The following is a 17,462-nucleotide window of genomic DNA, read 5'->3' as shown; positions in this document are numbered from 1 at the left end:
CATCAGATGACGTGATTAGTGGCGGTTCTTTGCCTCGTTGAGAACCTGGCGACCAGCGACCATGCGGCAGACCTGGTTGGTTCCCTCGTAGATCTGAGTGATCTTCGCGTCACGCATCATGCGCTCAACTGGGAAGTCACGGGTGAAGCCGTAGCCACCAAGCAGCTGGACAGCATCGGTGGTGACTTCCATAGCCACGTCAGATGCGTATGCCTTAGCAGCTGCAGCCATGAGGCCGAGCTTTGCACCGCCTTCTGCGTGACCACGCTCAGCGTTGGATGCTGCAGTGTAAACCATAAGGCGGGCAGCTTCGATCTTGGTGCGCATGTCAGCGAGCATGAACTGGGTGTTCTGGAAAGCTGCAATTGGCTTGCCGAACTGCTCGCGCTCCAGCACGTAACCCACGGCGTAATCGTATGCACCCTGGGCGATACCCAGTGCCTGTGCGCCAATGGTTGGGCGGGTGTGGTCGAGGGTTTCCAGAGCAGTCTTGAAACCGGTGCCCTCTTCGCCAACCATGCGGTGGGCTGGGATTCGGCAGTCCTCAAAGTAGAGTTCTGCGGTGGGGGAACCCTTGATGCCCATCTTCTTCTCCAGGCCACCGACACGGAAACCTGGGTCATCAGCACGAACCATGAAGGAAGAGATGCCGTTTGCACCCTTTTCTGGGTCGGTGACTGCCATGACGGTGTACCACTTCGAAATGCCACCGTTGGTGATGAAGCACTTGGAGCCGTTCAAAACCCACTCGTCGCCATCGCGGACAGCGCGGGTCTTCATTGCGCCTGCGTCTGAACCAGCTTCACGCTCGGTCAGCGCGTAAGAAGCCATGTCGCCGTTTGCGATGTCCTGCAGAACTTCCTGCTTCAGCTCTTCGGAGCCCTTCAAGATCAGGCCCATGGTGCCCAGCTTGTTCACTGCAGGAATCAGAGAGGAAGAACCACAGACACGAGCAATTTCTTCAATGACAATACAAGCCGCAACGGAGTCGCCACCCTGGCCACCGTATGCCTCTGGTACGTGGATTGCATTGAAGCCCGACTCGTTCAACGCCTTCAGAGCTTCCTCTGGGAAACGCTCCTTCTCGTCAACCTCAGCTGCGTGTGGAGCGATCTGCTTTTCGGCGAGATCACGGATAACTGCGCGCAGTTCCTGATGCTCTTCTGGAAGCTCAAAAAGGTCGAAGCCTGGGGTCAGTGCCATGGATAATCCTCCGTAGTCTTATGTACGTTTTGCACGCTCATGAAGGCGCAATGCGTAAGTCCTCACCCGATGGTAGTTCGACTTTTTCGGAGCCGGGAGTTTTTCGGGAGAAACGACTACTTTTCACCCGAATGTGATTGCTGCGCCCACTGCCGTGCCCACTTCTGGCCCCGCTGCTGCGCCCACTGCGCCACCATGACCGGCTGGGCCAAAAACTCTCGCAGAATGGACGTTGCCCAGAACCGTGATGGTGTCGGAGCACCTTCTACCTGCCACAATTGCCCCGCAGAGGCCAGACCAGCTTCGCGCACATTCTTAGTCACGCGCAACACATGGAAGTCACTTGTCACCACAATGACACGACCGACAACACCGAGCGCTGCAGAGTTGCGAAGGTTTTCCACCGTATTCGCTGATTGCTCCTCTTTCACCACTCGCACCCAGCCACGATCCCGTAACCACGTTGCCATGACATCCGCTTCCGATTTGGTGGAATTCGTATCGGTATCCGAACCCACTCCACCACTGCAGATGAACAGCACTGAGTCGGGATCATCTTGCCTGCGAGCTACGGCGACGGCCTTTTCCAGTCGACGGCGCAATAGCTCTGACGGTTCGTCGTTACGTAAAGCGCAACCGAGAACCACAATTGTGGATGCCTCTCCCCTACTCCGGCATGACCAACCTCGGCGAATGAACTCGAAAACGGGGAGGCCAAATCCCGGCGTAGCACTTGCACCGAGATAAGCGATAGCCGTTGCGTTGGCAACGGCGTGACGACGGATCGGTAACGCAACAGCCATCCCAATTCCCAGGACTGCGCCCATTGCTGTGAGCTGCCATGAAGTCGGTCGACGATTCGGCAACCGTGGCGGACGCATGAGTGGATCGAGGTGCGTGCGAATTCCGGAATTCAGAAGGAGTGCCGAGAATGCACTGGTACCGACGGCAAGGGTGTTGCGCACGGCAACACTACGTAGCACGTGGCTGCCGAGAGGTGAATGCGCAAACATAGCCCTAAGTCTAGGTTGGCTCTACCCGAAACCTGTGGCGACACCATAAAATTGCTGACGTGAACTCAACTGACATGAACTCAACTAACCGGGATCGTTTTCTCATTCCGACTGGCAAGTCTGGCTCAGAGTGGGTTGAGTGGCTCAATGAGAAATCAGCCTCAAACTCCTCTCACACGGACATCGTCTACCTCGTGCTGCCGGAGATTGAGGCGTATCACCACGCGAGCGCTCCAGCTGTCCAGACCAATGCCCCGTGGTGGGCACAAGGCGTGACAGTGTTTTACGAGCAAGCAATTGGTCGCCGGGAAGTTGGCCAGCGTTGTACTGGTGACTGGTCGGCATCGGCATCAAAAACTCTGCCCGGCGATATGACCACGGTGCGCGATGAGTTCAATGCTTTCATGAATCAGGTCATTGAATCTGGAGCGCTTGACATCGAAGGCAAACCTTCAATATCCGATACCGAGAAGTGGCGGTACTGGCGTTGTTCCATGGCCGACGGCACACGGGTGGATGTTGTCATTCAGGACAAGAAGCCGGGCAAAGATGGTGTTGCCAAGGCCGGGCTCGCCGTGAATCACAACAAACTCGACAGTGCTGAAGCTCGAGACAGTGCAAAAGCAATGTGGAAAGAACTCCTGTCCCAGTTCGCATCATCGCGCAGCTAGGCCTTTCAACTCCACTAGCGTCGCACAATCCAGTCAGCCAACTCCCACGGAACATGGGCTGAGTAATGAGCATTCTCTTGCTCCGCCCACATCTCCCAATGCGTGGCAAACTCCGGATCGCGGCGGAGCGCACGCGCACGACGTGCCTCACGGTCGAGATCCAACCACACACCCCACGCTTCCCCGTCGCCAATCCCGCGGGCTGCAGCCACATTGGCCTTGGTCAGCGCCCCGCAGCCTTCGACAATGAGCGAACCGCTTGCCGACGACGGCGTTCGCACCCACTCCGCAAAATCGTAGGCGTACCAATCCCAGCGGTGAAAACCCCGACGCTCGGCCGGTAACGCTGGATTCAAAACTGACTCTGCAATGAGGTCAGATGCCTCCGCCAACCCAGACCAGCCGGGATACATATCCTCCACGTGTAGTACTGGCCACCCCAGAACGCCCTGCAGATGGCAGGCAAAAGTCGTCTTCCCCGAACCACTGCGACCGTCGACAAGCAAAATCATATGCGTCCTATGAAACCCCGAGGAAACGGAACTGCCCGGTCCACACTGCGACCGCGATTGCCAGGATGGCAATCCCGACGCAGGCTGCAATGACAGCCCAATCACGAGTGCTAAACGACGACTCGCGAGCCCACGTCCGTTCCACTGACGAGCCGAAACCGCGTGCTTCCATCGCCGTCGACAGCTTCGCGCTACGACGCAACGCGAATACCAACAATGCGAAAACCTGACTAAACAGGCGACGAATCTTGCCGTCATCGCCGAGGCCTCGTGCGCGCCGGGCGCGGGTGAGAGCGTGCCAATCGTTGACGAACAACGTCATCAGACGAACGCCCGCCACCGCAGCAATGACGAACTTCGCAGGGAGCTTGAGGACTTGCGCGAGGCCGTCGCCAAGATCCGTGGGGTCAGTATTGGCGGTCAACACCATGACCGGCAAACCAACAGCAAGCACGCGCATCATGATGGCGAATGCCAAGGAAATGGAATTATCCGAGATCGTGGCAAGCCAAAACTCGAAGTAAATTCTGCCGCCGGGTTCGCCGTACAACAGCATCGAAATGCCGGAGATCGGCGCTGCCAGCAGAATTGGCCACGCCCGGCGCGCCAGTGCACCTAGTCCCAAGCCACACAGAGGCGACAGCACGATGGTGAAAGCCAGCGCCACCGCCGCAGAGACCCAGTCGATGGAGATGAGCAGCGGGGTGGTCATGAGCATCAGGCCGATGATTCTGGCGACTGGATTCGTTCCAGCAAGGAGATTCATGGGGTCACCTCGCCTTCGCCACGTTTCGGTTTGTCACGTCCTGATGTGTCATGGCCACCGCCGCTCGGCCGACCCACATCAATAACTCGATCGCCCATCGCCGCGACCACCAACGGATCGTGCGTTACCGAGACTACGGTGACTCCCTTGTCGACCAACTCACGCAAATACTTCAGCAACTCCACAAATGTCAGCCGATCTTGCCCAAACGTCGGCTCGTCAAGAATGACAGCTGCCGGCGCAGTAGCAAGCATCGTCGCCACTGACAGTCGGCGCTTCTCTCCACCTGACAAGGTGAAGGGGTTCGCATTTGCGAGGTGCGACAGTCGAAGTCGTTCCAGTAGCGCATCCACTCGCTCCAAACCGTCCGGATCTTTCACCAAACGCGGCCCAAGCTCCAGTTCTTCCCGCACGGTCGCCGCCACAAACTGATGCTCTGGAGCTTGAAAGACATTCCCAATGCGAGTTGCCAACTGCTTGGATTTCCACCGAATTGGCTCTGGTTTTGCTTTACGACGCAGCTGTTCCGATGCCTCCACCGTCCCTGCCAACGGAGCCAAGAGGCCACCGAGGGTTAACGCCAGTGTCGATTTTCCACTGCCGTTCGGCCCCACCAGACACGTACTGGCATGAGCAGGTATCTCGATGTTGAGGTCGCTACGCACCGGCGCGGAGTAACCAATGGTGAGGTGATCCGTCCGCAATGCCCACTCGGCAGTATCTGCCACGGTGCGTGCTCTGGAAACCTCTGGTGCAGGACCCGGGAGCCACACACCCGCTGCCCTGAGGGATTCTCCGTAAGTAGCAATAATGTCTGTCGGCGCGCCGTCTGCAATGATCGTGCCTTGGTCACCGACAACAAGCACACGGTCGACATGGTCAATCCAGGTATCGACTCGATGCTCCACAATGACCAGCGCAGCACCAGTGGTGTGTGCTGCATGCAAAGCGGCGTCACGAAGCTCTGTGACACCAGCAGGGTCGATATTTGCAGTGGGCTCGTCGAGGCACATCACTTTTGCGCCCATCGCCAATACCCCGGCAATAGCGAGTCGCTGTTTTTGTCCACCAGATAGCTGTTCCGTCGGGTGATCGAGTGGCACATCCAGCCCAACGATCTCAGCTGCCCGACGCACCCGCTGCCAAATCTTGTCGCGAGGCACGCCAAGGTTTTCAGCACCGAAGGCAATATCGTCGCCAACGCGAGCCGAAATCACTTGCGAATCCGGATCCTGCAGCACCAAGCCCACCACGCCACGCATGCTTTCAGCGGGGTGTCCGTGCACGGTGAGAGTGCCGATGCGCTCGCCGTCGGTGTCGTCTCCAAGTACACCTGCGATCCCCGCAAGCAGGGTCGACTTTCCAGCGCCCGATGCGCCGAGCAATAGCACTTTCTCGCCCGCGTGAATATCGAAAGTGACATCGTAGAGGGCAGCTTTACGACGTCCTGCATGACGCCACCCGAACCCTCGGGCAGAAACAACGACGGTCATGGTGAACTAGACTTCGCCACGCACCTCGCGGCCGGCAGCGAATCGGTCCAGTGCTCCAGTCTTGGCTAACGCACGAGTCAGCAACCACGCAACCAGGCCAGCCAGGATTGCACCCGAGATGAACAGAGTCGAAGCGTAGATCATCTTGAACTCAAGTGCTTTAGCAAGGTTGCCAGAGGTGAACAGCTCGAGGGCGAAAGCTCCCAATCCCGCGAGAGCACCGGACAACATCGATACTCCGAGGCCGAACTTGCGGTACATCAACAGAAGGAAGATCAATTCCGCGCCCAGTCCCTGTGCCAGACCCGAGTACAGCGTGGAGATTCCCCACTGGCTGCCCAACGCTGCGGATGCAGATGCAGCAATGAGCTCGACGAAGATGGCAGCGCCTGGCTTGCGGATAATCAACATGCCCAGCGGACCACCCAACAGCCACACACCTACGGCGAGTCCGCCCAAGCCAGGGGTCACTGCATCCAGCGCTTCAAACCATGTCCCGCCAACGATGTTCCACACCAGGAACACCAAACCAACAGCAACGCCGAGAACAGCCGCGGTGACAATATCAATCACTCGCCACGACAATCGCGATGTTTGCGCTGACTTTCCAGCCACTGGTGTCGATGTCGACGCTTTGTCGTTGCTCACATTGCTCATGGAAAAAGCCTCCCAGCTTCCTTCGCCGGCATGACCCGGACAGGTTCTAGCGGTCAAAAACAGCCTGAGCCGTGTTTTCCTCTCAGTTCTTCGTGCCTTGTTGCCGCGTTGGACAAGAAAGCTGCTAGAACTCCCGCGTGGATTTCGCGTTGAATGCTACCACCTAGGGCATACCTCCCTTATGTTTAGTTTTATGACCGCACAGCGTGACGCAACAGCACTTGAGCATCCTCGCAGCCTTTCTAAGCTTCAGACTTTGACGCCGAAGCAATGGATGGTGGGGGTTGCCCTCATTGTGGTGGCGCAGCTTCTCGGTCGTGTCTGGGTGTTAACTGGTCGCACTTTTTACTGGGACGACTTCATCATCGTGGGCCGTGGCGCACATACTTCGCCGTGGTCCACTGATTTTTTGCTTCAAGAACACGATGGCCATCTCGCACCCCTGTCATTCCTCGTGCAAGGGTTGGTCAACCAGATCGCACCATGGCAATGGTGGCTGCCCGCCACGTTAATGCTGGTGGGACAAGCCCTCGCCACAATTTTGATGGCCACAGCCCTACGCCGCATTGCTGGCCGTACCTGGGTCGCACTCGGCGCATTGGCGATCTCCATGCTGACACCACTCACCCTGCCAGGGTCGACGTGGTGGTCCGCCGGTATCAACGCGCTTCCCATGCACATTGCGATGGCGGGACTCACCGCATTGGCCATCCGTATCTCTTTTGCCCCGATCGCGGAATCTTCGCTTGACGACGATTCGTCGCAAAGCAAGAACGTACCTTCCACACAGCCCGGTCGATTGAGTGGCACCAGTTTGGTCATTGCTGCAGTTGGGGTCATGCTCGCGTGTGGTTTCTTTGAAAAGTCCCTCGCTGTGATGCCGGTGGCTCTCATGGTCACGATTTTTGTGGCGTACATGCGCCGGGAGCGGATTGGAAAGGTGTTGCACCGTGGCCGCACTTTGTGGCTCGTCACCGGTGTGCTGACGGTGCTCTGGGCGGTGCTGTATGCGGTGACATCACTGAACACAGCGCGTGAGACAGCAGGGACACCTCGCATGGAGCTGTTCTTCAACGGATTCGGTCAGCTCCTCGCTGGGCTCGCAGGCGGACCCTGGCTATGGGATCGCTGGGCACCAGGGCAGCCATTCGCAGCGGCACCAACTGGACTCATTGCTATCGGTGGCATGCTCATTCTTCTGACGTCTGCAGTCAGTGTCGGTCGGGACAGTCGCGCGTGGGCACCATGGCTCGGCTGGCTGGTATACGCAACCACCGTGTTGTTGGTGATGACGGTTGTTCGTTCCGGAGTTCACACTTCTGATGTTCTCGCCCATACCCTGCACTACTACGCTGATGTCGCACTTGCGCTCGGTTTTGCTATCGCAGCGTCGTTCATGGGGATCAACTTTGAACATTCAGCTCCGCCACTTCCGCAACGCACTCGTGAGCTGATTTTGGTGTTGGTCATTGCGTTGGGGTTGTCGTCAGCGGTCTCCGTCGTCACGTTCCGCAACGCGTGGCGTGAAGACACAACCGAGCAATGGCTCGAGACCGCGAACTCTTCGTTGGAAAAGGCACGTGCTGACAGTCCGACCATTTTGGATCAGTCAGTGCCATTTGAAGTACTCCTGCCAGTCGCGGCACCAGCGAATACCTACTCGCGAATTTTCGCAGATGTTAGCGAGGATAAGCGTCCGGCATTTGCACGTGTCACAGACAAGCCACGAATGTTCTCCAACGACGGTTCCGTTGTTGACGCCGCGGTAACACCGGTGACGCGCATCGCCCAAGGAGATGTTTCAGAATGTGGAACCGAAGTTAAGGCGAATGCTTCGGGTACGGCGCAGGTGGATATCCCGATGTCGGACATCATCAAGCTTGGCGATTGGGTGGCTGAGTTCAACGCAACCGCATCATCCCCAATGGATGTGCGGCTAAGCCTGCCCAATCCATTTGAGAACGACGAGCAAACACGCAATGGATCCACTGCGGTCCATGTCGGGACCGAGTTGTCCAGGCGTTGGGTCGCCGTTTCTGGTGGCGGAAACACCTTCCGTGTGAATATTGAGAAGGCGGATCCACATGCTGTTTTGTGCGTCGGCGCGGGGGCGATTGGCCCGCTGGTTCCCGCTAATCCCTGAGAATCTACTAGAATGTCTGTAAGAATCTCATTCGTGAAGACGCATGTACTCGTGAACTAATAGCCACAGGTACAACGTGCACAGCTTTTTCAGCTTTCTAAGAGGAGTCCATTTCATGCGTAACCGCTTTGTTGGCGCCATCGCCGCTACCGCTATTGCCGCTGCAGCCCTGGTTGCTTGCTCGCCACCGAATGAGCAGCCTTCGGATATTAAGGTCACCGACCAGGAGAAGGCTGAAAAGCCTTTGGGCACCGGCTCGAAGGATTCCAAGAAGGAAGACACCAAGAAGTCGGGCGCTGAATCTGAGTCCGCTTCCGAGTCGGAAGCTGCTGCAGAATCTGAAGCTCCTGCAGAAGGCGCTGCTGAGCCAGCTGCTCAGTAAAGCTCCGCTTAGACAAAATCTCACCAAAAACCCGCTCGCTGCGACGGTCCATTGACCGAGTCGAGCGGGTTTTGTCGTGTTCCGTATTAGTTTTTGTGGCTATGAATTAGGATGCCGGGAAACGGAAATCGACGGAATCCCCTACTGCGACGGTTGCGGTTGGTGAACCGTCGATGCTCAGCGTCACAGTCAGCTGACTGTTGCTACCATCCGTTGCCTTGGTGACGTAGGACAACTTCTCGTTAGCCACCTCGGTGATCTCCGTGATGGCGGTGTGCAACCAAGGATGACGACGTCGCAAAGCAATCAGCTGCTGATGTGCCCGCAGGATCCACTCTCCGATAGGCGACAATTCGTCTGGAGAAGGTGGCATCAATGGGCGAACCTGATCATCACCACCAGCACGATCCTCCTTCACCCCGGTATAGCCCTGTTCATCGCCGTAATAGACCACTGGCAAGCCACCAACGGTCATAAGAACAGTCAATGCCAGAACAGCCTTGTCCTGCCCTACCTTGGACGCAATGCGCGTGACATCATGGTTTCCAACGAATGTCAACGGCACAAAGGTTTTGAGAAATTCATTGTGGCGCTTGAGAGTCCACTCAAGCTCAAAGAAATTCTTCTCCTTCAGCGAAGACCAAATTGACTTCCACAGCTCGTACTCTGTGACGGCATCGAAAGTCGAGGTTCGGACAATATTCGGGTAGTCGCCATGAATGACTTCACCGTAGAAATAGGCATGCGGATACTTCTCACGCAAACCAGGAAGAATTTCGGCCCAGAACTTCGGATCTACCGCGTAAGCAGCGTCTAGACGCCAGCCGTCGACACCCCGTGCCAACCAGTAATCCATGACCGAGGCAACAAACTCCTTCGTCGCTGTCGACTTGTGGTTGAACTCGATCAGATCGAAGTTGCCTTCAAAGCACGGTGCGGACGGTGGATTAACCGAACGATCGATGTCGAACAATTCGGCTTCCGACGAATCAGGATCCTCCAGTGCAGTACGGAACATCGGAGCTTGGGAGCCGATGTGGTTGAACACGCCGTCGAAAAGTACCTTGATTCCTCGATCATGAGCATGCGCGATCAATCGCACCATGTCGTCCTCAGTACCAAGCCGGGGATCGATACGGAAGTAATCGAGCGTGTCGTAACCATGACTCGTCGATTCGAAAACGGGCCCCAGCTGCAGGACATTCAAGCCCATTCCCTGGATGTAGTTGAGCCACGGCAACATACGATTCAAACGCGGTTCATGCTCAACTGGAGCGCCAGGAGCGGACTGCACAGCAATTTCGTGTTCGTGGATTGGTGCACCGACAAAACCCAGCGGATACACGTGCCAGCCAATTGCATGCTCCACCCATGCTGGGCTTGGCACGCGCTCCGAAGAAGGTCGGACAGTGTTATTACTCATAGTTTCCTCTTTACCACTTCTGCAGCCTTAGATTGTGGAGTGCCGAATCCTGGTTTCACAGGTCGTGGCGGCAGTATTCCTGCAGGCTCCATGCGATTCTCGCAGTCTTGTGGCATTTCCGGTGCAGCTGGGAATCCAGGGGCGAGTGCATCAAGAGCAATCTGCACTTCCACCCGAACTCCGGCATTCATGGCACGCTCAACGACATCGAACCGAGAGTTGTGGAGGAAAAATGGCATGCCCACTTCCGGACCGCCGCCACCGAGGAACATATAGCAGCCAGGGACTTCACGGGAGAAATAGGAAAAGTCATCCGACGGCGACCATGGTTCAGCCGCAAACACTCGATGTTCGCCAATGGCCTTGACCGCAGCGTGCCAAGCACGATCCGAAGCTCTGTCTGCATTGACCACCATTGGGTAAGGAATTTGCCACTCGAAATTCGCCTGAGCACCATGAGCTGCACAAACGCCGTTGACCAACGTTTCGATCCGATGACAGATTGACTCCCAGTCACTTTCGTCAACAGAGCGAATGGATACTTCCAGCCTCGCGGTATCTGGAATGACGTTTCCGACTTCGCCGGAATGCAACGCACCCACGTTGACAATGTTCATGTGCCTCGGATCGAGGTTTCGACTGACAATAGTGTTCAGCAGCATCGTCGCTTCACTGGCGACAAGAACAGGGTCGACGCTCAGCTGCGGATTCGAGGAGTGTCCACCACGACCGCGAATGCCGATGGACACGATCCCCGACATCGTGGACACGCGACCTCGGCAAATACCGACGTGCCCCACTGGATGTGGTGCGACATGGAAAGCGTAGACCTCATCGAGCTCGTCTGCAGCGCCCGCTGCCACCAATTCGCGAGCGCCACCAGGGAGGGATTCTTCGGCGTGCTGGAAAATGCACACCACCTTGCCATGCAACTGGTCACGCATGCTCTGTAGAATCTTGGCGGTGCCGAGCAGCATGGCCGTGTGCACATCGTGTCCACAGGCATGCATAACGCCCGGGTTGCGGGAAGCGAACTCCAAACCTGTTTCTTCTTGGACAGGTAGTGCATCAATATCAGCGCGGAAGCCTACTACGCGCCCAGTTTCAGGGTCGCCTGCAGTACCGGCAATGGTGCCAATTACGCTCGTAGGGGTCAGTCGAACGGTCGTGATCCCCCATTCCCGCAGCAGCTCTTCAATGAAGTCTGCAGTCTCAAATTCGCGGAAGCTGAGCTCTGGGTGGGCGTGCAAATGGCGACGCCACTCCACTACCTCTTCCATTGGCACCGTAAAGGACGTGGTACTTCCCGCGCGAACATCGGTCGTTGTAGTCGCAGTCTCCTCGGTCACGTGTGGCTCCCCATGGTCGTCGTGGTCCAGAACGAAGTGATGAGTTCCATCATCCACCACGGATCCTTCACTCCGCAGAGTTCTCGTGGTGAATGCATTGACAACATCGCTGCGCCAAGATCGATCGTCTCGATACCAAGCCGTGTTGCCGTAATCGGCCCAATGGTTGATCCACACGGCTTATGGTTCGCCGACACGAAATATTGCACCGGAATAGTCTCGCCGATCCGTTCCGATGCTTGCTTTGCGACGCGCTCCACCAATGCTTGTCCCACTGCATTGGTGGCATAGCGCTGGTTAGCGTTGATCTTTAGGACAGGTCCGCCGTCGAGCTGCGGATGATGCCCGGGCTCATGCTCTTCCACATAGTTCGGGTGAACTGCGTGTCCACCATCGACGGACAAGCAGACGGAGCGTCGATACATGCGCTGAGTCATGTCCCCCGTTGCTCCGGCGGCGGTGGCGATTCGTGTCAGCACGTCGGCAAGCAGTGGCCCCGCAGCACCAGTGGTAGAGGCAGATCCCACTTCTTCGTGGTCGAAAGCAACGAGAACTGGAATGGTGTTGGTGGCCGGAGGTGTGCCGGTAGCCAGCATGTTCTCGAAAGCAACGAGAGATGCATGCACGCTGAGGAGGTTATCGAGGCGCCCGCACGCGAGGAACTCGTTGTTCAGACCGAAGGTTCGTGGGCGCTGGGTATCACACGAAATAAGATCCCATGCGACGATGCGCTCCACCTCCATCCCCGCTGCAGCAGCAATAGCCTGATGAATACTGGTTTTAGCAGCCGACCCGGATTCTGGCAGCAGCCCGATAATGGGCACTGTGTGGCGCTGCCGGTGCAACTTCAACCCTTCCTCATTGACCGCTCGATTGAGGTGAATTGCCAACTGTGGGATACGCGCAATTGGGCCGGTACGCACGAGGTGCTCGGCACCGTCGACATCAACGACTCGACCTGCAAACTCAATCTCGCGGTCGGTCCACGCCCCCAGCAATGCACCACCGTAAACCTCACAGGCAGCCTGGGCATATCCTGCTGAGGTGACTACAGGATTCGGCTTCAACCGGAACCCCGGCGAGTCAGTATGCGACCCGACAATAGAAAAGCCCCACGTGGCGGGATCGTCGGCAAGCTCTGGCGGAACGATCCAGGCAACAGCAGCACCACCGCGTTGCATCACGTAAGTGCCCGCTGCAGCAGGCCACGGGTCTGCTTCAGTAACGTACGTGGCTCCGGCTGCGACCATGCGCCGAACCACTTCACCTGCTGCGTGGTACGAACTTGGTGACGCCACCACGAAGTCAATCAGATCTTCACAGTGCTTATGCGCTGGTGAGTCCGCTACCACCGAACTTGATTCCGAATAATCCGTGCTCATATACCCATCATTACTGATTAATCCGCATCACGTTAGAATTGCCATTCATGAACGCTCCTGCCGATGACTCGTTGCCACGCACTAAGGCCCCAAAAGTCGCTCTGATTTTTGAAGGCGGAGGCATGCGAAACGCCTACACCGCAGGCTGCGTGACGACGCTCCTCGAAGAACGCATCGATGTCGGTTGGGTTGGTGGAATCTCCGCTGGCTCTTCCCTGACATCGAACTACTTGGCAGGCGATATTCAACGGAATATTGGTTCGATGACGACAATCGCCGTCGATCCGAAATACGGCGGGTGGGGCAGTTTCTTTCGAGGTCGTGGCTACTTCGATTCGGAGTACATCTATCACACAGCGCCGATCACTACGTTCGAGAATTTTGGGCCTTTCCGCTTTGACAATGTGATGCAGAGTCAGATCCCTTTCCGCATTGGTGCACTAAAACTGGCTTCCGACGAAATGGTCTACTGGGGTCGCGAAGACATGACCGATGTCGATTCCATGATGACTCGCGTTCGGGCTTCGTCTTCACTCCCTGGCTTGATGAGCCCCACCATTATCGATGGCGAAAAATACGTCGACGGAGCGCTTGGGCCATCTGGTGGCATCCCGCTCGACGCAGCTGAAGCCGATGGTTTTGACAAGTTTCTGGTGATTCGTACCCGACCGGAGGGTTTTCGTCGTGAAGAATCGACCCGACCTGGACTTGTTCGTAGGGTGTTCCGTAAGGAACCAATCCTGGCTGAAGCGATTCTCGCACGCCCGACGCGCTACAACGCGACCGCTGAGAAGCTTGAAGAATACGAACGCCAAGGCAAAGCGCTGCAGTTCTTCCCTACTGATATGCGGATTAATAATCGTGAGCGCAACCTGGACAAGGTGCTTGAAGCGTACAGATTGGGTTATGAGCAAGCACAGCGCGAACTACCGAGGTGGTTGGAATTCTTGCAAGCTTAGGAGCAGATAGCATTTAGTTGCTGCACGCGGAGTTAATGTGCGCGGTGGTGACCGGCACTGTGCTTGCCGTACTGCTGGTGTGCCCGCACAAGATGTTCGAGTTCATCAAATCCCAGCATAGAGTCGCCGACATCGCGACCGTCGCCGTGAGCCGCATGTATACCTGCAGTGATCAACAACAACACCATTGCAGTGATCAGTGCTGTTATACCTGTGTACGGCGTGCCTTCAACAAGGGCAATGGCACCAGTCGGCATGGCCATCGGGAATACCAGCATAAAACCAACTGCCGCCACTCCACTCCAGGCAATGTGCTTGGTCCACGATGTATTCGACATCGCAAGAATTCCCGCAGCAAACATCACGACAAGAACGAGGTAATGCTCCCAAACGATCGTCGAAAAGGCGACACCAATTCCCCAAGCCATTGAGGCGAGAATTTGGAAGCGGTAGTAGCGATTCACCCAGGCAACAGCAATGGTGATTATGACCATTGCGACAGCAAGAATTATCGGCAAAGTACGGACGCTGCCTGGGTAATCCTGTACGAGAATGACCCCTGCCTCAGCGGGAATTTCATGTTTCAACATGGCTGATGACAAAGACTGATTCACTTCGCCAACCAACACGCCATCGTTGATGTCCTTCAGACTGCTCCACCATTTGTCCAGCAGGGACTTGTTCAGAGTCAACGCTGTAACCAAGAACGGCAAGGACATCACACCGATTGCTACTGCACCGGCAATCCAACGCCGGCGTGCAAACAACAGCACCGGAATGAGCACAATGGGTGTGATCTTCACTGCGGCCACCATGCCCAACACGATGCCTGCAAAGTACGGACTTCTCGACGATGTCGCCAGGGCATATGCCCCACCAGCAGTAACAAGCATGGTCGTCTGCCCGATCCACGTGACAGTCTGAGTCGCCGGCATCGCTGCAAGCGCGATGGTCGCCGCCGCTGCATATCCCCACGGCATGGTAGTTGAGTGCCAAAGGCGATATACCGAGGCGACCAGTACAACCATGGCAGCACCGGTCAATGCAGATAGCCACACGACGGACGTTTCAAATTCCATCCAATTCGTCAGTGGCGCCATTAGATAGGCCACGAATGGATTGTGGACGAAAGGATGCGGAAAAGGCGTTGGCAGCTCAGCAGCGGCAGACAGCCATTCGTCACCAGCGATAAGTGAAAACTCGTTTGGGTCACGGTCGTACAGGTGGTCAACCTGACCTCGATCTACAAGCATGCCGGCAATCCACAGCGATGCCCAGTCATCCGGCTGCTGGCGTTCGAACCAGGCCCACGCGTTGGCTACGCCCATGACAATGGCCAGAATTCCGAGCTGCCAAGACATTACTCCGGCTTCCGAAGCAGGTCGTTTCGGCTGACTATTTCTACGCCTTAGTAGAGACGTTGGCTTCTGTGGTGTCCGCGACGACCGTGTGCTTTCCGCCGGTCGTCGCGGTTCTGTCAGCCCTGTAGAAATGGCCATGCACCCCTTGTGGTTAACGTCTAATACTTTGCCCAGCTAAGATACTTAAACATATCTGGTTGGGCATTTCAGTATTCATCTCAGCGTTTCACAATTGAGTGAAGTGTCACGACATGGAATGAAGGCTACTGCCCCGCGATTGGCAAGTACACCTTTCCACCTGACTCTGCGAACTGATCCGACATCTCGGCCATACCAGCTTCGATAGCCTCGACAGTCTCCAACCCCTTTTCAGCTGCATAATCGCGGACATCCTGCGAAATGCGCATGGAACAGAACTTAGGTCCACACATCGAGCAGAAGTGAGCTGTCTTGGCTGGCTCTGCTGGGAGGGTTTCATCGTGATAGTCGAGTGCAGTATCCGGATCAAGAGCCAGCGCAAACTGATCATGCCAACGGAACTCGAAGCGTGCCTTCGACAGTTCGTCGTCACGCTCCTGTGCACGTGGCAGCCCTTTTGCCAAGTCAGCTGCATGAGCGGAGATCTTGTATGTAATCACACCGACCTTTACGTCGTCGCGATTTGGAAGACCAAGATGTTCCTTCGGGGTGACGTAACACAGCATCGCAGTGCCTGACTGCGCGATAATTGCCGCACCAATCGCTGACGTGATGTGGTCATAGCCTGGAGCAATATCAGTAGCCAGTGGGCCCAGGGTGTAGAACGGTGCTTCCTCGCACCACTCCTCTTCCCATTCGACGTTGACTGGAATCTTGTGCATGGGCACGTGTCCCGGACCTTCGATCATGACCTGGCAGCCACGGGACTTAGCGATCTTGGTCAATTCGCCGAGTGTCTTCAGCTCGGAGAGCTGGGCCTCGTCATTAGCGTCAGCGATAGAGCCTGGACGCAACCCGTCGCCAAGTGAGAACGTCACGTCGTACTGCGCCAAAATGTCGCAGAGCTCCGCAAAGCGGGTGTACAAGAAGCTCTCAGTGTGGTGAGCCAAACACCAGGCCGCCATGATCGAACCACCGCGCGAAACGATGCCAGTGACACGATTTGCAGCCAGCGGGACGTAGCGCAGCAACACGCCAGCATGGACAGTCATGTAGTCGACACCTTGCTCGCACTGCTCAATGATGGTGTCGCGGTACAGCTCCCACGTGAGCTTCGACGGCTCGCCGTTGACCTTCTCCAGTGCTTGGTAGATGGGCACAGTACCGACTGGTACTGGAGAATTCCGCAAGATCCATTCCCGAGTTTCGTGAATGTCGCTGCCCGTAGACAGATCCATGATCGTGTCGGCACCCCACCGAGTTGCCCACACCATCTTCTCTACCTCTTCCGAGATGGAGGAGGTCACAGCAGAGTTGCCAATATTTGCGTTGACCTTGGTAGCGAAACGCTTACCAATGACCATTGGCTCGATTTCAGGGTGCTTGTGATTCGCCGGAATGACTGCGCGCCCAGCGGCTACTTCTTCACGCACAATCTCCGGATCGACGCCCTCACGAGCAGCAGCGAACGCCATTTCCGGCGTAATGATGCCAGCTCGAGCCCATGCCAGCTGTGTCTTTACCTGTGGCGAATCATCTTTTGTCGGATCCGCAGCGACTGCCGGAGCCATCGACCACTGCTCACGAATCTTTGCCAGGCCAGCCTTCAAATCCAGTTGTGGATTCTCTTCGGTATACACGCCCGAAGTGTCGTACACATCAAAGTGGCCACCATCTGTCAGCTCAATGCGTCGCGCCGGGATGCGCAACGTAGCTGAACCAAATTCGTTTGCAAAGTCCACATTGTCATAGTGCTTGTGACTGCGATAGATAGGCCCGGTTGTAACTTCGCCCTCTTGTGGAGGGGCTGATTTGAGCGCGCGAGAAACCATAGTTCTGCACTGTCCTTTCCTACGCCGGAATTACCCGGCTCAGGTTCAATCGGTCGACACCCGATACCTGGTGTCCTCTCAGCGCCGGAGATTCGGTTGGCGCTCCCGTGGATGAAGTAGCAATAGCAACACTACATCGCCATTAGTCTTGCGTAGTGAAGTACCTACATCTTTGCTC

The 17,462-nt window shown here is 56.4% G+C and carries 15 protein-coding genes and 2 riboswitches; of the genes, 4 read left to right on the top strand and 11 right to left on the bottom strand.

Translation table 11 applies throughout. The features are described from left to right. Positions 1–15: 15 nt before the first annotated feature. Both WG938_RS03785 and WG938_RS03780 read right to left on the bottom strand, forming a co-directional pair. Positions 16–1,203: an acyl-CoA dehydrogenase family protein gene (locus tag WG938_RS03785; protein WP_339977714.1), complete on the bottom strand. Its 1,188-nt coding sequence runs from the start codon at positions 1,201–1,203 to the stop codon at positions 16–18. Positions 1,204–1,319: 116 nt separating this feature from the next. Further along, positions 1,320–2,216 (bottom strand): YdcF family protein, encoded by an 897-nt coding sequence (locus WG938_RS03780; RefSeq protein ID WP_339977712.1) that lies wholly within the window; start codon positions 2,214–2,216, stop codon positions 1,320–1,322. A gap of 59 nt (positions 2,217–2,275) precedes the next feature. Here WG938_RS03780 and WG938_RS03775 point away from each other — a divergent pair, with 59 nt between their 5' ends. Continuing rightward, complete coding sequence (locus WG938_RS03775) at positions 2,276–2,887, top strand: hypothetical protein (protein WP_339977711.1); 612 nt, start codon at positions 2,276–2,278, stop codon at positions 2,885–2,887. Positions 2,888–2,901: 14 nt separating this feature from the next. Here WG938_RS03775 and WG938_RS03770 read toward each other — a convergent pair whose 3' ends face one another. The 4 genes from WG938_RS03770 to WG938_RS03755 form a co-directional block, all read right to left on the bottom strand. Beyond that, a complete protein-coding gene (locus WG938_RS03770; protein WP_339977709.1) occupies positions 2,902–3,399 on the bottom strand; it encodes a hypothetical protein in 498 nt (165 codons plus the stop codon). Positions 3,400–3,406: 7 nt separating this feature from the next. Next, positions 3,407–4,165, bottom strand: coding sequence for an energy-coupling factor transporter transmembrane component T family protein (locus WG938_RS03765; protein ID WP_339977707.1), 759 nt, complete (start codon positions 4,163–4,165; stop codon positions 3,407–3,409). Continuing rightward, positions 4,162–5,658 (bottom strand): ABC transporter ATP-binding protein, encoded by a 1,497-nt coding sequence (locus WG938_RS03760; RefSeq protein WP_339977705.1) that lies wholly within the window; start codon positions 5,656–5,658, stop codon positions 4,162–4,164. Before WG938_RS03760 ends, WG938_RS03765 begins: the two co-directional genes overlap by 4 nt. Before the next feature lie 6 nt (positions 5,659–5,664). After that, a complete protein-coding gene (locus WG938_RS03755; RefSeq protein WP_339977703.1) occupies positions 5,665–6,315 on the bottom strand; it encodes an ECF transporter S component in 651 nt (216 codons plus the stop codon). Then, positions 6,315–6,462, bottom strand: a riboswitch (TPP riboswitch). Its footprint overlaps the gene before it by 1 nt. Positions 6,463–6,508: 46 nt before the next feature. Here WG938_RS03755 and WG938_RS03750 point away from each other — a divergent pair. Both WG938_RS03750 and WG938_RS03745 read left to right on the top strand, forming a co-directional pair. Continuing rightward, positions 6,509–8,458, top strand: coding sequence for a hypothetical protein (locus WG938_RS03750; RefSeq protein WP_339977701.1), 1,950 nt, complete (start codon positions 6,509–6,511; stop codon positions 8,456–8,458). Positions 8,459–8,573: 115 nt separating this feature from the next. Next, the gene (locus tag WG938_RS03745) at positions 8,574–8,840 is read left to right on the top strand and encodes a hypothetical protein (RefSeq protein WP_339977699.1); all 267 of its coding nucleotides are present in this window, start codon (positions 8,574–8,576) and stop codon (positions 8,838–8,840) included. Between the two features lie 106 nt (positions 8,841–8,946). On the opposite strand, the gene WG938_RS03740 is transcribed toward WG938_RS03745, so the two are convergent. The 3 genes from WG938_RS03740 to WG938_RS03730 are packed head-to-tail and all read right to left on the bottom strand — an operon-like array spanning position 8,947 to position 12,994. Continuing rightward, positions 8,947–10,263: an alpha-amylase family protein gene (locus tag WG938_RS03740; RefSeq protein WP_339977697.1), complete on the bottom strand. Its 1,317-nt coding sequence runs from the start codon at positions 10,261–10,263 to the stop codon at positions 8,947–8,949. Beyond that, a complete protein-coding gene (locus WG938_RS03735; protein ID WP_339977695.1) occupies positions 10,260–11,612 on the bottom strand; it encodes a M20 metallopeptidase family protein in 1,353 nt (450 codons plus the stop codon). The genes WG938_RS03740 and WG938_RS03735 overlap by 4 nt, the downstream gene beginning before the upstream one ends. After that, entirely contained in the window at positions 11,609–12,994 is a 1,386-nt protein-coding gene (locus WG938_RS03730; RefSeq protein ID WP_339977693.1) for a M18 family aminopeptidase, read from the bottom strand. The genes WG938_RS03735 and WG938_RS03730 overlap by 4 nt, the downstream gene beginning before the upstream one ends. A 47-nt stretch (positions 12,995–13,041) precedes the next feature. Between WG938_RS03730 and WG938_RS03725 the strand changes: the two genes are divergently transcribed. Further along, positions 13,042–13,953 (top strand): patatin-like phospholipase family protein, encoded by a 912-nt coding sequence (locus tag WG938_RS03725; protein ID WP_339977691.1) that lies wholly within the window; start codon positions 13,042–13,044, stop codon positions 13,951–13,953. A 32-nt stretch (positions 13,954–13,985) separates the two neighbouring features. Here the strand turns inward: WG938_RS03725 and WG938_RS03720 are convergent, their stop codons facing one another. Together WG938_RS03720 and thiC are read right to left on the bottom strand one after the other, a co-directional pair. Beyond that, positions 13,986–15,314, bottom strand: a complete 1,329-nt coding sequence (locus WG938_RS03720; RefSeq protein ID WP_339977689.1) for a glycosyltransferase family 87 protein — start codon at positions 15,312–15,314, stop codon at positions 13,986–13,988. Positions 15,315–15,577: 263 nt separating this feature from the next. Next, complete coding sequence (gene thiC / locus WG938_RS03715) at positions 15,578–17,284, bottom strand: phosphomethylpyrimidine synthase ThiC (RefSeq protein ID WP_339977687.1); 1,707 nt, start codon at positions 17,282–17,284, stop codon at positions 15,578–15,580. Beyond that, positions 17,283–17,403, bottom strand: a riboswitch (TPP riboswitch). (Overlaps the previous gene by 2 nt.) Between the last annotated feature and the right edge of the window lie 59 nt (positions 17,404–17,462).

It is taken from the genome of Corynebacterium sp. H113 (assembly GCF_037572315.1).
Classification (GTDB): Bacteria; Actinomycetota; Actinomycetes; order Mycobacteriales; family Mycobacteriaceae; genus Corynebacterium.
Note: the sequence above shows the minus strand (reverse complement) of the source record. Positions and strands in the feature narration are given on the sequence as shown.

Bases quoted from the DNA above. Each gene is read 5' to 3' on its own strand.
- WG938_RS03770 (WP_339977709.1), bottom strand. From the start codon at position 3,399: ATGATTTTGCTTGTCGACGGTCGCAGTGGTTCGGGGAAGACGACTTTT.
- WG938_RS03745 (WP_339977699.1), top strand. From the start codon at position 8,574: ATGCGTAACCGCTTTGTTGGCGCCATCGCCGCTACCGCTATTGCCGCT.
- thiC (WP_339977687.1), bottom strand. From the start codon at position 17,284: ATGGTTTCTCGCGCGCTCAAATCAGCCCCTCCACAAGAGGGCGAAGTT.
- WG938_RS03730 (WP_339977693.1), bottom strand. From the start codon at position 12,994: ATGAGCACGGATTATTCGGAATCAAGTTCGGTGGTAGCGGACTCACCA.
- WG938_RS03785 (WP_339977714.1), bottom strand. From the start codon at position 1,203: ATGGCACTGACCCCAGGCTTCGACCTTTTTGAGCTTCCAGAAGAGCAT.
- WG938_RS03765 (WP_339977707.1), bottom strand. From the start codon at position 4,165: ATGAATCTCCTTGCTGGAACGAATCCAGTCGCCAGAATCATCGGCCTG.
- WG938_RS03725 (WP_339977691.1), top strand. From the start codon at position 13,042: ATGAACGCTCCTGCCGATGACTCGTTGCCACGCACTAAGGCCCCAAAA.
- WG938_RS03740 (WP_339977697.1), bottom strand. From the start codon at position 10,263: ATGAGTAATAACACTGTCCGACCTTCTTCGGAGCGCGTGCCAAGCCCA.
- WG938_RS03750 (WP_339977701.1), top strand. From the start codon at position 6,509: ATGACCGCACAGCGTGACGCAACAGCACTTGAGCATCCTCGCAGCCTT.
- WG938_RS03720 (WP_339977689.1), bottom strand. From the start codon at position 15,314: ATGTCTTGGCAGCTCGGAATTCTGGCCATTGTCATGGGCGTAGCCAAC.
- WG938_RS03780 (WP_339977712.1), bottom strand. From the start codon at position 2,216: ATGTTTGCGCATTCACCTCTCGGCAGCCACGTGCTACGTAGTGTTGCC.
- WG938_RS03760 (WP_339977705.1), bottom strand. From the start codon at position 5,658: ATGACCGTCGTTGTTTCTGCCCGAGGGTTCGGGTGGCGTCATGCAGGA.
- WG938_RS03755 (WP_339977703.1), bottom strand. From the start codon at position 6,315: ATGAGCAATGTGAGCAACGACAAAGCGTCGACATCGACACCAGTGGCT.